Source organism: Mixta sp. BE291 (genome assembly GCF_031457955.1).
In the GTDB taxonomy this organism is placed as follows: Bacteria; Pseudomonadota; Gammaproteobacteria; order Enterobacterales; family Enterobacteriaceae; genus Mixta.
Genome location: NZ_JAVDXN010000001.1, coordinates 889,781 through 905,873, shown reverse-complemented (window position 1 = coordinate 905,873; position 16,093 = coordinate 889,781). Strand labels below are relative to the sequence as shown.

11 protein-coding genes are annotated in these 16,093 nt (G+C 57.3%); 3 read left to right on the top strand and 8 right to left on the bottom strand.

Annotation, left to right across the window (positions count from 1 at the left end; translation table 11 throughout):
• Positions 1–19 precede the first annotated feature (19 nt).
• Positions 20–1,117, bottom strand: a complete 1,098-nt coding sequence (locus J2X14_RS04295; RefSeq protein WP_352409949.1) for an NADH:flavin oxidoreductase — start codon at positions 1,115–1,117, stop codon at positions 20–22.
• A 105-nt stretch (positions 1,118–1,222) separates the two neighbouring features.
• On the opposite strand from J2X14_RS04295, the gene J2X14_RS04290 reads away from it, so the two are divergent.
• The gene (locus tag J2X14_RS04290) at positions 1,223–2,110 is read left to right on the top strand and encodes a LysR family transcriptional regulator (RefSeq protein WP_352409948.1); all 888 of its coding nucleotides are present in this window, start codon (positions 1,223–1,225) and stop codon (positions 2,108–2,110) included.
• A gap of 30 nt (positions 2,111–2,140) precedes the next feature.
• Here the strand turns inward: J2X14_RS04290 and J2X14_RS04285 are convergent, their stop codons facing one another.
• The 7 genes from J2X14_RS04285 to J2X14_RS04255 are packed head-to-tail and all read right to left on the bottom strand — an operon-like array spanning position 2,141 to position 13,607.
• The gene (locus J2X14_RS04285; RefSeq protein ID WP_352409947.1) at positions 2,141–2,488 is read right to left on the bottom strand and encodes a hypothetical protein; all 348 of its coding nucleotides are present in this window, start codon (positions 2,486–2,488) and stop codon (positions 2,141–2,143) included.
• Between the two features lie 53 nt (positions 2,489–2,541).
• Complete coding sequence (locus J2X14_RS04280) at positions 2,542–4,746, bottom strand: glycoside hydrolase family 2 protein (protein WP_352409946.1); 2,205 nt, start codon at positions 4,744–4,746, stop codon at positions 2,542–2,544.
• A complete protein-coding gene (locus J2X14_RS04275; RefSeq protein ID WP_352409945.1) occupies positions 4,743–7,448 on the bottom strand; it encodes a response regulator in 2,706 nt (901 codons plus the stop codon). Before J2X14_RS04275 ends, J2X14_RS04280 begins: the two co-directional genes overlap by 4 nt.
• A 33-nt stretch (positions 7,449–7,481) precedes the next feature.
• Complete coding sequence (locus tag J2X14_RS04270; protein WP_502889966.1) at positions 7,482–8,882, bottom strand: DUF3131 domain-containing protein; 1,401 nt, start codon at positions 8,880–8,882, stop codon at positions 7,482–7,484.
• Complete coding sequence (locus J2X14_RS04265) at positions 8,879–10,444, bottom strand: DUF3131 domain-containing protein (protein ID WP_352409943.1); 1,566 nt, start codon at positions 10,442–10,444, stop codon at positions 8,879–8,881. Before J2X14_RS04265 ends, J2X14_RS04270 begins: the two co-directional genes overlap by 4 nt.
• On the bottom strand, positions 10,441–11,796 hold the full coding sequence (locus tag J2X14_RS04260) for a DUF3131 domain-containing protein (RefSeq protein ID WP_352409942.1): 1,356 nt from the start codon (positions 11,794–11,796) through the stop codon (positions 10,441–10,443). Before J2X14_RS04260 ends, J2X14_RS04265 begins: the two co-directional genes overlap by 4 nt.
• Entirely contained in the window at positions 11,793–13,607 is a 1,815-nt protein-coding gene (locus J2X14_RS04255) for a glycosyltransferase family 2 protein (RefSeq protein WP_352409941.1), read from the bottom strand. Before J2X14_RS04255 ends, J2X14_RS04260 begins: the two co-directional genes overlap by 4 nt.
• Before the next feature lie 330 nt (positions 13,608–13,937).
• On the opposite strand from J2X14_RS04255, the gene opgC reads away from it, so the two are divergent.
• A complete protein-coding gene (gene opgC / locus J2X14_RS04250) occupies positions 13,938–15,158 on the top strand; it encodes an OpgC domain-containing protein (RefSeq protein WP_502889965.1) in 1,221 nt (406 codons plus the stop codon).
• 14 nt (positions 15,159–15,172) lie between these two features.
• The gene (locus tag J2X14_RS04245) at positions 15,173–16,087 is read left to right on the top strand and encodes a hypothetical protein (protein WP_352409939.1); all 915 of its coding nucleotides are present in this window, start codon (positions 15,173–15,175) and stop codon (positions 16,085–16,087) included.
• Positions 16,088–16,093: the final 6 nt, after the last annotated feature.

Below are 16,093 nucleotides of genomic sequence, written 5' to 3'. Positions count from 1 at the left end.
ATAAACGGCGTTAGCATGTTCAGTCAGGCAATTCGCACGCTTTAATATCCGCCAGCGGCGCCAGAATGCTGCGATCGAACTCGCGTAACGGCTGCTGATTGGCAACCCGTTGCGGCCAGTCATGGTTAGCCAGCGCTCCGCGCCCCAGCGCAATTAAATCCGCTCCCTGAGCCAGCACCTCTTCGGCTCTGGCGACATCATGCAGGCTGCCATTAGCAATGATCGTCAGCTGCGGCGCATATTTACGCGCCAGCGCAACGAAGGTCGCCGCGTTGTCCGGAAATGCCGGTTGCCAGGCTTCATATTCGGTTACGTGAATGTAATCCACGCCAGAATCTGCCAGCAAGGTAAACACGGTGCGTGCATCTTCTTCGCCGTTTTCCCATTTATGGGTAAAGTCATTCACTTTTCCCTGCGAGATACGAATACCCACGCAGGCTTCTTCACCGACGCGCGCACGGACGGCGTTGATTACCTCTCGCGCCAGCGTCAGACGCTGAGCGGTGTCGCCGCCCCATTTATCCGTACGTTGGTTCAGCGGTTTGGTCAGAAACTGATCCAGCAGATAGCCATTGGCCCCGTGGATTTCCACGCCGTCAAAACCAGCTTCATCGACGGCGCGCCCGGCGGCATCGGCAAAGCTGGCAATAATATCCTGAATTTCGGCGTCGCTCAGTTCACGCGGCAGAGGATATTTTCCCGCGCCGCGATAGAAAGTGAGCTGCTCGCCCGCAGGCTGTACGGCGGAAGGCGCGACCGTATCCATGCGATAATAGTTTCCCTGCGACAGCGCGCCTGCGTGCTGAATTTGGGCAATAATTTTAGCGCCATGACTGTGGACGGCGCGGGTAATGCTCAACCAGGCTTCCGCCTGAGATGCATTTACCATGCCTGACTGAAACGCATATGTTTGCGACCATTGGGTATCAACGTAAATACCTTCGGTAATCACCAGTCCAAAGCCGCCGCGGGCGAAGTCCTGATAATAGCGTTTCATTTTCAGGCTGGCGATGCCATCCTCAGTGGCCGTTACGCGCGTCATCGGCGCCACCACCAGTCGGTTTTTGAGTATCTCTTTTTTAAGGGGCAAGGGCGTAAAAAGCGGGGAGGCAGACATGGTTTCTCCTGATTGGTCTTTATCTCTAAGAAGAATATAATCCGTCTGCCACAGCGGTTAAATAGCGGCTCAGGATAGGGCGGAATAACGGAAAGCGATATAATCATGAACGTCAACGATCTTCACCTTTTCCTGGCGGTAACGGAAAGCGACAGTCTGGCGCAGGCGGCGCGGCGGCTAAATATCACCCCGATGGCGGCCTCACGGCGGCTTGCGGCGCTGGAGCAGGAACTCGGCAGGCGTCTAATTCAACGCACCACCCGTTCACTGTCGCTGACGCAGGAAGGCGCCGAGTTTATTCCCTATGCCCGCACCATCACCGAAGCCGAAGAGAGCGCAAAGGCGCTTTTTCTACCGGCCGCAACCGGCGCGGGGGGCTTGCTGCGCATCACCGCGCCTTCTGGACTGGGGCGTCGTCATATCCTGCCGCTTATTCCCGATCTGCTGAGCGCGAACCCGGAAATGCGCATTGATTTGCAGCTTAGCGATGAGGTGGTGGATATTGTCGGCAGCGGCATTGATATTGCGGTGCGCGTCGCCCCGCTGCGCGACTCCACGCTTATTGCGCGCAAGATCGCCGATAATCCGCGCGTACTTTGCGCCTCGCCGCATTATCTGGCGCGCTGCGGCACGCCACGCTCGGTGAGTGAGCTGGCGCATCATAACTGCCTGCGACTTTCCAGCGTGCTGCAGTGGTCATTTGAAAACCAGGGAGAAATCGAGAGCGTGAGCGTTGAAGGGCGCTTTAGCGCCAGCAACGTAGACGGCATCAGAGCGTTATGCGTGCAGGGCTTAGGACTGGCGCAGCTCGCCTGGTGGGATGTGAAAGATGAAATCGCTCAGGGTCTGCTACAGGAAGTGGTGCTGACCGGGGTGAGTCCGCAGCGGCTTTCAATTTGGGCGGTGCTGCCGACCGTGCGCTATCTGCCCAGGCGCGTCACGCTGTTTATCGCTGCGCTAAAAGCCGCCTTTGCCGAGCCGGATAACCGGTAAAGCGGGCAGTTGCCCGCTCGGTTAAGCCGCTTATTCCGCTTTCTGATACTGCGCCAGCGTCGCCTTTTTACAGGCCTCGGCGTCTTTAAGGTTACGCTGCTTCACGTCCTCAGGCAGCTTGCTATAGGCATCAGCGACCTTTTCCGCTTCATCCTGATTAAATTCAGGTTTGTCCATACCGTAAGGAGCCGATCCGCGCATGATCATGTTTTTAAGCTGCTGCACATAATCCTCTTTGGATGCGCTTGTTGTCTGCTGCTCGCCGTTTAAGGCACAGAGACCCGCAATATAGGTTTCCGCTTCGCTGCCAGCCTGATCCGCCGCCTGCGCTACGCCGCAGCTTGCCATAAACAGCATTATCGCCAGTCGCTTTTTCATTACCGCTCCTTTTTTCTTGTTAAATCGTTATTAAGCATAGTTGATATCCGCTTTTACGGGGCGGCGGCGGGGCGCAGCTCAATAACGTTCTCTGCTTTAACCCGGCCCTGCGCATCGCTAATTTTTGCCGTGACCTTTATCGGGGCGGTGGTGCGCGGCGTAAAAGAGAGGTCAACCTGCTTGCTGCCGGAATCCGCAGCGATATCCACTGTGCGGCTGCCTTTATTCAGTGTCTCGCGTTGCTGGCTTACCGACCAGCTCAGCGTCGCGCCCTTGAGCGCTTCCCAGCTATCGTTAATCGTCCACAAGCGGATTTGCCCTGGTTTTCCCGCCTGCCATTGTAGCGTCACCGGCTCGATGGAAGGCAACAGCGGCTGATAGGCGCGCTGCAACGCGTAATAGCCTGCTTTCGGCTGGCGCAGATAATCCACCACGCCCCAGTTAATCGAAGGCCAGGTTTCCACAAACATAAACTGGAACAGGGCGGTGACCGGCTGGAAGCGCTGACGGCGATAGCTTTCCGCTGCCATCGCCACCAGCTCCGCCTGATAGCGCTGGGTATTGGCGATAAAGGTCGCCATGTTGTCGCCGCGCGCAATTTTGGCGAACTGGAACGTCTGAATCGGCTGGAAGTTATGGTATTTCCAGCGGGTCCATTTGGCATCGCCCGGCGCGGTGCTGGCAGGCCACCTATCTTTTGCCGGAATAATGGTTTTTAAGGTTGAGAGCTTTGGCAACGCCTGTGCGCCGAACTCGGTAATAATGCCGGTTTTGGCCGGTTGCAGCACATCGGTCGGCACGCCGAAATACCAGCCCTGCCAGTAGTGTTCTTCCACTGAAGAGAAGGGATGCACAATGCGCGAGCGATCTTCCGCCAGCGTCTCCGCCACCTTTTGCGTCAAATGGCGATTCAGATCTTTGTGCCAGTCGGGAAAGCGCTTTTCCATCCACGGCGAGTTAAACGGCGGTTCGTTTTGCCCGCCCCAAACTACAATCGCCGGAGAGTTACCAAACTGCTCCACCATCTGACGCGTCTGGCGGGCGGCATTTTCCGCAAACTCCTGGCTGTCGTTATAGCCCCACTGCAGCGGCACATCCTGCCAGATCATCATGCCCAGTTCGTCCGCCTGACGATAAAGCGCGCGTCCGGCGACGTGCCCATGTACGCGAATGGCGTTGCCGTTCATCTGCTGCACCATGTTCAGATCGCGGCGATACTTTTTATCGTTCATGGTGCCAAGCCAGGGCGAACCAATATAGTTGGTGCCGCGCAGGTAGATGCGCTTGCCGTTCAGCAGCCAGCCGCGGTTTTCAGGCTGCTCTTCCACCTTGCGCAGGCCGGTGCGGCTGCTTTGCCGATCCATGATTCCTTGCTCATCGCTTAACGTGGCGGTGATGCGATATAGATGCGGCTTGCCGTAGCCGGTGGCCCACCACAGCTTCGCGTCAGGCATCGGCAGGGTTAACGACAGGGACTTTGTTTCCTTCTCAGGTGACAACGTCACGGTTACGCTTTTTTCATACGGCTCACCGCTGAAATTATCCGGTGTGGCGCGCACTTTTAACGTGGCGCTGCCTGCTTTTAGCGCACGGTAAGGAAGGTCGACTTTAAGCTGTGGATGATCTAACCCCTGTGACCAGTCGGGCCGCAGAATAAGGTTATCTATGGTTGCCCCTCGGCTAAGATGCAGGCGTACCGGTGCCCAGATGCCGCCGGAGTTAGCGTCCTGACCCTGCGGTGACCAGGCGCCGCCCGGCCGCGAATCGTGCTGGTTCAGCACCCCTTTCATCAGGTTTTTACGCAGCGGCCAGTTCTTGTTGGGATCTTCAAACGGGCTGTCCACGCGTACTGCCAGCCGATTATATTTTGTGACGTTGTCACTGATATCCACGGAAAAACGCTGGAAATAGCCCTCATGCTGCGCCAGACGTTGGCGGTTAAACCAGACGTCAGCAAAATAATCGACGCCGTCAAAAACCAGTGTCGTCATGGTTTCTTCAGGCAGCGGTGGCAGAGAAAATTCAGTGCGATACCAGAGCGCGCCCTGATGATCCCAGCCTGCGCTGTACCAGTTGGCGGGAACGCGCAGCTTACGCCAGTCGCTATCACTGCCGCGCCAGCCGGGGAAATCGTTATCGTTAGCGTCATGCGCGCGCCATTCTCCGGCCAGCGACAGGCTAATGGGCGGCGCAACGGCAGAAGCCGCCTGAGCGGAACAGCAAACCGTGCACAGCACGGCGATGCAGCATACTTTCATCCTTCCTCCTGGAGCCGATGCAGGGCCAGCAGAATTTGTTCACGCTGCTCATCCAGCAGGCTTACCAGCGCGTCGTAATCGAGTGGCAGGTCATGATCGGCGGCCTGTTCTATCTCATGCAGCAGCGTAACGAAATGGCCAAAGCCAAACGTCGCGGATTCACCGCGCAGCTTGTGCGCCAGGCGACGAATGGAATCGCGATGACGCGCGCGCAGCGCCTGCTGTAGCTGGTCGAGTAACGTGGGCAATTCACTGGAAAACAGGGCCAGCAGCTCTTTCAGCAGCGGAATATCCACCCCAAGCTGGCTACTGAGCGTGGTGAGATCGGCAAGCGGGGCGGCGGACGGCGGCGGCGAGGCGCCAGGGATCTCAAGCGCCATCACGCGGGCGATCTCCTGTTGCAGCACATCGGGCGCAACCGGTTTGGCAATATAGCCATCGAAACCGTGCTGCAAACAGAACTCCCGATCGCCCTGCATGGCGTGCGCGGTCATGGCGATAATTTTTTGGCGCGGCAGGCGCGGATTGCGCGCTTCTCTTTCCCGAATCAGCGCGGTGGCGCGTTCGCCATCCATCTCCGGCATCTGTAAATCCATCAAAATCAGATCCCAGCGCTGTTGATCCAGTTTTTCCAGCGCTTCGATGCCGTTAGCGACAATGTCAAAGCGGTGTCCCATCTTTTGCAGCAGAAAGCCTGCCAGCTTCTGATTTACCAGGTTATCTTCCGCCAGCAGAATATGCAGCGCGATCTCATCAGGTTTGAGCGCCGGTTCGGCAGGAATAAAACGCGCTGGCGCTTCGCTATCGACCACGGCCAGCGTTGCCAGCAGCGTATCCTGTAGCTCTTTCTGATCCACCGGCTTGCTGAGAAAACGGGTCACGCCGATTTTTTTCAGTTCGGCGGCATCCATAAAGCGGCTCATCGAACTGAGCATAATAATTTTGCTGTGGCTTAAGGCAGGATTGGCCTTTAACTCCTGCGCCAGCGACATGCCATCCTGTTCCGGCATCTGCGCATCCAGCAGAATCAGCGGAAAATCGTGATTCTCTTCCAGCAGCGCCAGTGCCTCGGCCGCGCTGCTGGTGGTCATGGGACGCAGCCCCATATTACGCAACATATCGCGCATCAGCCGCCGGTTGGTGGCGTTATCATCCACCACCAATACGTTCAGACCGTTGAGCAACGGAGAGAGCACCGCCGGGGCAATCTGCTGCGCCTGTTCAGGCAGCGGCAGGGAAAAACTGAAGACGCTGCCTTTGCCCGGCTCGCTGTAAACCGTTAACGCGCCGCCCATCATCTCAACCAGCCGGGCGGAGATGGTCAGCCCAAGGCCGGTGCCGCCATAGCGCCGGGTGGTTGAAGCATCTGCCTGACTGAAGGATTCAAAGATCAGCTGCTGTTTTTCTGCGGGAATGCCAATGCCGGTATCACAGACTTCAAAACCCAGGCGATGCCCCGGCTGCTGAATCTGCAGCTTTAGCTCCACCTCGCCGTGAGGCGTGAATTTCAGGGCGTTGCTCACCAGATTGGTCAACACCTGACGCAGACGCACGGTGTCACCGCTGATGCTGTGCGGCACATCGTCGCCGATATTAACCAGCAGCTCGACCGATTTCTCGCTGGCGGCAGGCATCAGCGGCCGCACGATAGACTGGATAAACGGCCGCAGTTCAAAAATCTCTTCATCAAACTCCATTTTTCCCGCTTCGATTTTTGAAAAGTCGAGAATGTCATTGATGATGCGCAGCAGCGATTTCGCTGAGTGCAGCACCAGCGTCATATAATCGCGCTGCTCATCGGTCAGCGAGGTGTCCAGACAGAGCTGCGTCATGCCGAGAATGCCGTTCATTGGCGTGCGGATTTCGTGGCTCATATTGGCGAGAAAGGCGCTTTTCGCCTCGTTGGCCGCCTGCGCGGCGGCGGCGGCCTGCTGCGACAGCTGCTCCGCCTCTTTACGTTTGGTAATGTCCTGCAGGGTGCCGATGGCGCGTTCCATATCGCCGCTAATATTCAGGCTGACCACCTGACCTGACAGCAGCATCCAGCGATATTCGCCGCTGTGATGCAGCAGACGGATCTCACAGTCAAACACCGGCACGCTGTCGTTGCTGGCGCGTTGCAGCATCGATCGCACGCGCTGGCGATCGTCCGGGTGAACCAACGTATCGAGAAAGGTGGCGCTGTAGTGCCAGGTTTCGCGCGGGTAGCCCAGCATGGTCAGCAGCGCATCGTTAACCTGCAAAATATCGGCGCTGACCTGCCAGTCCCAGATGCCGATATGGGTCGATTCCGCCGCCAGCAGGAAATCGTCGTGCAGCTGCTGGCGCGACTGGCTGGCGAGATCGAAATCGGAAAGGTCGGTGTGCAGCGCCACAATGCCGCCTTCCGGGGTGCGGTTATGCTGAATAAACACCTTACGATCCACCAACTGACGCAGCTCGCACTGGTTATCGATACGGCTACGGTTGATCAGGCTGGCGGCATACTCCGCTTTGCCGCGCGCATCCTCAGACATATAGGTGGCTTCGGTAAAGTCTTCCACCAGTTCGCTCAGGGTAATTCCCAGGCGCAGCTTGTCGCGAATAGAGGGATAAAAGCGGCTCACCTGCTGATTCCAGCCGACCAGCCGCTCTCTGGCGTCAAACACGAAAATGGCGGCGCGCAGGGAATCAAGCTCGGCGGGGAGATGGCGCTGGGTCATAACGGCTCCTTATGGCCGGGGCGGCTGGCGCGGTTACGGCACATCAGGCCGCTCCGTGGCGTGACGCTCCGGTGGCAAACACTGGCCTGGCCGATTGAAAACATCGGCAAGCCGCCGGGAGAAATAACTGTCTGCGGTTAACTGACCGGCCGGCAACAGCGGACCCATATTGGCTTTGTACCAGAGCGCCTCGAGTACCGTCGCGTTGGTCGAGAGGGTAATGGCGCGGTTATAGTCGCCGGTCGCCTCGGTGCGGCCTTCAAACCAGCCGCGCTGCGCATCATATTGCAGGCGCGTCATGCGCATCAGCGCATCGGTAAAGTCGCTATCCCACAGCGCCCACAGGCCAAAAACGGCGCGGGTAGAGACCTGCGCCAGGCGCGGATAGTAGTTGCCGTCGTCGCCCAGGGTGTTCCAGGCGTAGCCGTTGGCATAGAGCGTATCGTTGACGTGCCATGGCGCGGCGGCGAGGGTAAAGTCGCTACGGGCGGTGAGGATGTTTTCACGCCGCCAGCGCTGTTCCTGCGTCTGGTAAACCAGGCTGGCGCGCTGACGCAGCAGTTTGCCGGTTTCGCGTCCGGCGCCCGGCAAATCCCAGCCATATTCCAGTCCGCTCAGGGCATAGGGCATGGTGGTAATGGCGGAAGGCGTCCAGGTGGTGCGCGGGTCACGCGCATCGATATCCAGCGCCGTGCCGTATATGATCACATGCTGCGCAGGCGGTCGCAGCGATAGCTGATTCGCGAATCCCCATAACCCGAAACCGGCGGCGCTGTATTCGCTGTCGCCCAGGCGTCCCTCCTGACGCGCGGTCAGCTGGCCGTTTTGCAGCAGCCCGGCGTAAAGCTGCCCCTGGTCATCAACGATGCGGCAGAAGTTCCAGCGCAGCACCACGCGTTCCAGATATTCCGCCCAGGCGGGATGGCGTACCGCCACGATGCGCAGCGCCATCAGTAAACGCGCAATATCCTGTGCAGACCAGCCGATGCTTTTCGGCTGATTGCTGTAATCCACCATGGTGTTGCTGCGGCTGTTGTAAAGGCGGTTAGGCAATCCGGCTGAGGAAAGCGGCAACCGGTTAAGCGTGCCGACAATGCGCGTCAGCCGCCGGTCGAATTCGCTTTCATCAATCAGCTTCAGTTCGCGGGCGGCGGTGAGCGCAACCAGCGTATCGCCGATTTGCCAGACGCTCACCAGCGGACGCCGATCGCTGCCGTTGATCAGGCCGGTTTCCGGCTGGGTATTATTGCTGAAGTAGCGCCAGGCCACCTGCGCCCAGCGTTGCTCTTCGGGCGTCAGCGCGCCCATGCGCGCGCTGCTGTGCCAGCCGCCCTGAACCAGCCAGCGCCAGCCCGCGCCGTTGTGATGCGCCAGCGCGACAATCGCCAGCAGCAGCGCCGCCAGCAGCAGAAACAGCGCGCGTCGGCGCATCACTGTTTGAGGCATGAGGTAGCCACCGGCGGTAATTTCACAGGCGCATCGTCATTTTTACAGCTGGGACACTTGCACGATTGGCAGGCAGGCGCGCTGCGTACCGCGGTGCCGCTTTGATCGCACCAGGTTTTTACCGGCGGCGTCATTTCAAGGAACGGCCGGTTGCGGCGGGTATTGTTTGGCTCGAACAGATCGACCAGACGGCGCTCCCAGAGCGATGGCGCGTAGTCCGGCTTACGCGGGTTATCGGTGTTGAACTTCAGCAGCTTGCCTTCTTTTTTAAACAGCAGCGCTTCCATCATGATGCCGTTGTTATTGGCGGTAAACTCCTTGATCGGGCCATCGCCGTTTTCATACAGCCCTTCGTAAAAGCCTTTGCCTTCCTCATCGGCGTTTTCAATGGCGTCCAGCAGGCGATCGGTATAGGGCGAATCCCACAGCACCCACATGCCCAGCGCCGCTTTTAGCGAGACCGCCGCCACTTCCGGCACATATTTGCCGCGATCGGTAATGGTATTCCAGTTAAAGCCGTCGCTGAAAACGGTGTCGTAAACAAAGTAGGGCGCTTTATCAAGCTGATGCTCCGAGCGCGCCGTGAGCGTGCCGGTGATCATGTAACGGTTTTCCTGCGCCTGATACACGCGATCGGCAAAGTCTTTCATCCAGGGATGGCTGAAATCACGCGGGCCGTTGCTGCGATCGTCGCTTTTGTCCCAGCCCATCTCCAGTCCGTGCAGCAGATAAGATTCGGTCACCACGTAGTTATGCTGATTGGTCAGGCGCGGATCGCGTGAATCGTAGGGCACCAGCACACAGTAAATGTCGGCCAGCGCATAAGGTTCCGGGCGGCTGCCCTGGCAGGTGGAAAAGCCCCACAGCTGATAGCCCGCAGCGGCATACTCTTCATAGCCGAGACGACCCTCCTGGACATATTTCGGCTGTTTGCTTTGATCAAGATAGGCGCCGTAGAGCGTGCCGCAGTCATCCACCACGTTGGTGAAATCCCAGCCCAGCACCACGTTATCAATGCTGTTGCCATATTCGGGATAGCGCTCTTTAATGATTTTCAGCCACAGCAGCATGCGGCCAATATCGATAGCGGAAAACCCGATTTCGCCGGGTTTATTCAGGTAGTCCACTTTTTGCGCGGTAATGGTGTTATAGGCTTTGTTCGGCACCTGATCGCGAAACAGCGAAAGCCGGTTGAGGGTGCCCATAAATTGCAGCAGACGACGATCGAATTCCGCCTTGTCGATAATTCCCAGCTCGCGCGCGGCGGTCAGTGCCGCCAGATAGGAGCCGCTGTCCCACATGGTGGTCGAGGGGTATTTGTTTACTGCATTGACCAGACCGGTTTTGGGCTGCGTATTGGCCACGAAATATTGCCAGGCGTGCTTCGCAATGGCCATCTCACGCGGCGTCAGCTCGCCGTGGCGTACCGGATAATCCGCCGCTGGCAGGCTGACCGCCTGGCTCAGCGTGGGCAGCAGCAGTAGCCCCGCCAGCAGATAGCACAGCCAGCGATGAGCGGTTAGCGGTCGGGAATAGATGGCCTGTTTCATTCAGCGTTCACTCTTTGGTTAGGGTCCGATACCGTTGCGGCAGGCGACCAGAGGCAGGCAAGGCAAAGTAACTGGCCGTGGGAAATGTAGGTCAGGCTCTCCAGCACCACGGCATTGGTATCCGCATCGATGCGGGTATTGATGCTGTTATCAGGATTAAAGCCCGCTTTCCAGCCGCGGCCCGGCTCCAGCATCGGCAACATCAGCTGGCGCTTCTCTTCGCTCCAGCGGTTGCGAAACAGCGCATACCAGCTAAAGGCGGAGCGGGTAGATTGCAGCGGGTGGGCGGTAAGCGGCTCTTGCGGCAAATTGTCGTTCTGTTCATCGCGTGGCAGCGGCTGCGCGCCCGGCAGCGCATTAACATAATCGGGCGCCTGTTCAGCGTAATCGGTACTGATCGCCGGACGGCGTGTGGATTCGCCGGTACGCTGCTGCTGAATCTGCATAATTCGCCAGGCAATTTCGCCGCTGCGCGCATCAAAGCCCAACTCCAGGCCGCTCAGCAAATAGGGCAGGCTGATTAACGAAGGCTGCTTGCCCCACGGCGTACGCAATCCCTCATCCGGCACCGAAATGCCGTCAATTTCGACCATTTTAATGCCGTCTGGTGGTTGGGTAACCGCAAGGCCGGAAACGGTATTGATCATGCGCAGCATCATGGCGGCGTACAGGCGATAGCCATAGCTGCTGCGCGGATCGTCATCGCGTAGCTGCCAGCGGCTTACCGGCACGCTGGCTCCCTGCGGCGCGCCCGCTTCCAGCAACGCGGAAAGCTGCCAGCGCGCCAGCAGTTCGCTGACGGCGAAAGCATGCTGCGGATAGCGCCACTGTAAGATTTGTAGCGGCACCAGCAGGCGGGCAACATCCACCGCCGGTGCGCTGGCGCTGCTGGCTGGCTCCAGCGAATCGGCGTGGTAAAGGCTGGCGGGCAGGCGATCCTGCTGTAGCGGCAGCTCGCTCAAAGTGATGAGCGCGGCGGCGATGCGCTGATCGAATTCCTGACTGGAGATAATATTTAGCTGACGGGCGGAAATAATCGCCAGCAGGGTGCTGCCGCTGCTCCACAGGCTGAGCCAGGGTTTACCATCTTCGCCATTCGCCAGGCCGTTTACCTGGGTGTTGTTAACAAAGTATTGCCAGGCGACGCGCGCCCAGACCGCCTCGTCAAAGGTCAGCTCACGCGCCTGCGGCAGCGGCGGAAAGTTTTTGCTCAGCACAATGCCTTCGCTGGTTTCCACCCGTTTCGGCATCTGATGTTCAACCCACAGCACAATGGCGAAGCCGATTAAAAAGCCGATAAGAATGGTCAGATAGCTGCGGGCGTTCAACAGACCCGCTTTCAGGCTGGTCATGATGCGCTCTCCTGCGCGGGCGGCGTCCAAATCGCGGCCAGAATCATTGGCAGCATGGCGGCAATATTGACGCCGCCCCAGAAAATGTTGATGACATAGCCGGAAGGATCATCAATATTGCCAAGCGCAATCTGAATGCCGCCCCAGACCAGCCCGAGAATCGTCAGCAGCACAATGGCGATTTGCGGCTTGACCAGATAGAGAAAGCGTCCGCTCTGGCGCTCTTTTGGCGTCACGTCAAACTTGATTTTTTCTCCTTTCAGCACCGTGTTTAACGCGCGCAGATTCACCGAGAAAAAGGATAAATAGGAGGCGCGTCCATCCCAGGCGGAGATCCCCCAGGTGCCAAACATAAACGCCAGCTCAGAGACAATAAAGAAAGGCAGAAAATGCAGGTAAAAAGGAGTGGAATAGGCGGAAACCGGCGGAATGCCGGTAAACAGGTAGATCAGCGGCGAAATCAAAAACACGGCGTTCCAGACGCAGGCCAGATAAGACCAAAAGGTCGTGGCGTACATCAGCGTTTGCGGCAGGCTGAGGCGAAAGCGCTTGCGGCTGAAGATTTGGTCATGGAACAGAATATCGATAGAGCCTGCGGCATATTTAAAGCGCTGGATCATCCAGGTCAGCAGATCCTGCGGCGAAAGCATTTTCGATTCAATGCCAGGATGCATCACCGAGCGCCAGCGCCGTTCGCTGTCGCCATGCAGCACAATCGAGGTATAGATATCTTCTGAGACGTGAAATTTATAGGGCGTCAGTTCGGTGTCGGCAATCACATGCGGTCGCATCGCCATGCTTAAGGCATTACGCGTCTCTTCGTCATGAATATCACGGGTAAAACGACCGATCTCCTGCTCGATGCTGAAAACGTAAGCGCGCAGCGCCGCCTGCATAATCGCTTCACGACGGTGAATCGATGCCGCCCCGCAGCAGAAAGCGGCGTTGGCCCAGTTGCGGCGGCGCAGGATCACATCATAAAACATGCGCGGATCGTTAAAGAAAGGGTCGCTCCCCAGCGTCAGCGGGCCGGTAACGCACTCCAGCAGGCGACCCGCGCCGTAGCCGATCGTTCCGCCGTGCCGCCGCAGCTTATCCGGCAGGCGCTCGCCTTCCGGCAGATCAAAAAACCACTGTGGCGTCTGTACCCAGGCGACATCGGGATCGCGGAAATAGCCCAGCGTGTGGGTCAGCAGCGTGGGGAAGACGCGCGTATCGGCATCGCAAATCACCAGGAAATCGCCGTCAGTTTGCTCCAGCCCGTTACGCAAATTCCCCGCTTTGTAACCGATATTGTTATCGCGGGTAATATAGTTAACGCCTTCCTCTTCACAGACGGCGCGCATCGCCGGACGGCGACCGTCGTCCAGCACGTGAATGCGATAATCGATCGTTACCGGGCAGCTGACCTTCAGCGCATCGCGAATCGAAAGGCGTACCAGCTCCACATCTTCCGAGTAGGTCGCGATAAACAGATCGACTTTAACCGGGCGCGCGTCGCCTTGCTCCTGCGGCGGCAGACACTGGTTTATATCATCCGGCGGCAGCTGCGGATCGGGGTCTTGCTCTTGCCACAGGTTGATGGTGAACAGCAGTGTGCCGATCCACGCCAGCGTCTCCGCCAGCGCCAGCGGCACCGCATACCAGAGCGCGTCCATATTCAGCGAAGCGGTCCAGCGCCAGCGAATATAGTTTGCGCCAAGCACCAGCCCGGCAATAGCCAATACCTGCCATAAAATCCGCACCGCATTTGGCGTACGCAGCGGCGGTGGAGGGCGACGGTGTTCAAACTTCGAGAAATAAAAATCCATTGGCATCCCGCTAACGCATGCTGATACGTAAGTTTTGGTTATGCCCTGGTAATTGAATATCAACAAAAAATAATGAAAGCGAAGCGTGTAACTGGTCTCTTTCTGTTTGAAATAGTAGTTGAGTAACCAACTGTTTCAAGATGCGCTACGTCTTGATTTAAATCTTGTTCAATTAACGTATTGAAAAGTAAATGTTAAATTTAGAAAAATTAAATTATCTGCTCGCTGGTTATCTCTTTTAGTACAGCGGATCTACACTTTGTTACGAGGCGGTATTTATCAGTATTACTTTAAAACCAGCAATTTAACCATACAGGAAGGTTAATGATTATGGTGGATGTGACCCGGCTCCCGGCCCAGAGCACCTCTGCATCATCTTTTTCCCGCTGGGCTTACGCGGTGCCTGGGCGGCGGGATCTGCGTATCGATATGCTCAGGGGTATCGCGCTGGTGATGATGATTGTCGCCCACACCGAGGTGATGTCGGTGCTGAACATCCTGACCTGGGAACGTTTTGGCCTGACCACCGGTGCGGAAGGCTTTGTGATCATGGCGGGGTTTATGCTGGGGATGCTGAATCGCCAGCGTCTGCAAAAAGAGGTGATGCTGACGCTGGGCTGGAGCCTCTGGCGACGCGCCGGAAAAATTTACCTGGTCAACATTGTTATTATTTTGTCGATCCTGCTGCTGTCGCAGCTTCCCTGGCTTAACACCTTTGAGGTGACTCACTTTGTCGATCGCTATTCCGGTACCCGCTGGGCGCTGTTTCCCACCACGCCGCAGATCAAAGAGACCTGGTTTAACATTATTCTTTACCTGCAAATCGGCCCACACCAGACGCAGATCCTCGGGCTGTATGTCTTTCTGCTGTTAGCCAGCCCGCTGTTTTTAAGCCTGCTGAACGCCGGTCGCGTCGGCATTTTGCTGCTGCTGTCGCTGTGCGGCTACGTCAGCTACCAGTTCTGGCCGCTGCGGCTGACGGTGGCGGAGTTTGAGTTCGCCTTTCCGCTGCTGGCCTGGCAGCTGATCTATATTCTGGGCATGTGCTGCGGTTGGTATAAAGATGAGCTGATGTCGCTGGCGCGTACCGGGCCGGGGCGGGCGGTGATGGTGGTGATGGTCTGCTATGCGCTGGTGATGATGTTTATCGCGCAGAATCATACCAACCCTTTTATGCCGCCTGCGCTGCTGATGCATGTGATTCCACCCGCGGATTTCAACTGGTTTTACCATCATCTGGCGGGCAAAAACGCGCTCGGCCCGCTGCGGGTGCTGAATGACTTTTGCCTGATCCTCAGCGTCTATCTGGTGCTGACCTTCTGCTGGCAACCGCTTAACCGGGCGTTTGGCTGGTTTTTAATCCCGCTGGGGCAGCATTCGCTCTACACCTTTATTCTTCATGTCTATTTCGTGCTGGCGGTGAGCCAGCTGGTGCATTTCGATTTATGGCATCAGGCCTGGCTGCGCAACACGCTGGTGCACCTCTCTATTTTGGGCGCGCTGTGGTTTATGGCGAAGAAAGAGATTGGCGGCAGTTTTATTCCTAACTGACAGGGGAAGCACAGATGCGAAACGGCAGGTTGGCAGGCTGGCAAGGTGGGTTGCTGATAGCGCTTGGCGCTGCGGCGCTGCCCGCCGTTGGCGCGACGCCCACCACCAATAAAAGCGCGCAGATCACCGGAACCGAGGGCGAAGAAGCGGTGCAGCCAGGGGTGTTTACCACCCGCTGGGGACGCCTTTTTTCCGGTAATAAAGATAAGTTTTCCGGCGCGCTCAGCGTCAGCAGCGGCCTGAAAGAGCAGCGCCTGACGATTCCCAACGGCTCTGATACCGCGCAGCAGAAAAAGAAAATCAACCAGCTGATGAACCTCAGCCTGCAATATTCGCCCTATAGCTACTGGTTTGCCAACGCTACGCTGCGCGCGCCGATCAGCGATGCGGGAAAATACACCACCAACTTTCGCTACAGTTTTGGCTATGACGACTGGCATGCCAATACCTTCAGCCTGGTCTACAGCAACTATGGCGATAACTACCTGTTTCCCTCGGGCGATAAACGGCGCACCTATTTTGAACAGGGAGGCGTGACCTTTGCCTATAAATTCACCTTGCCGAAAGCGATTGAACCGCATCTGCTGATCAACAAAGGCGATTCGATTGTCTGCCAGGTGGGTTATACCTGGGTGCCGCGCTACTATTCGCTGGCGGATAATGACCTGAAATCGAATAAAAACGTCTTTCTTGGCGGCTGCGGCTACACCTTTAAACAGCACTTTTTCGTGCGCGCCACCGCGTTCTGGTTTCCCGATCGTGAGCAGCAGCAGCCGTGGAATGGCGATTTCAGCTACAGCTTTGGCTATGCAGGCTATAAGCCGGGCACCTTTTCCCTTCAGTATGCTAACTACAGCGGTACGCGCTTTTCCGGCAATGCCAAATTTCGCGAAGGCACCGTTAGCCTGATTTGGTATTTGCCGTTTTAAGGGGCG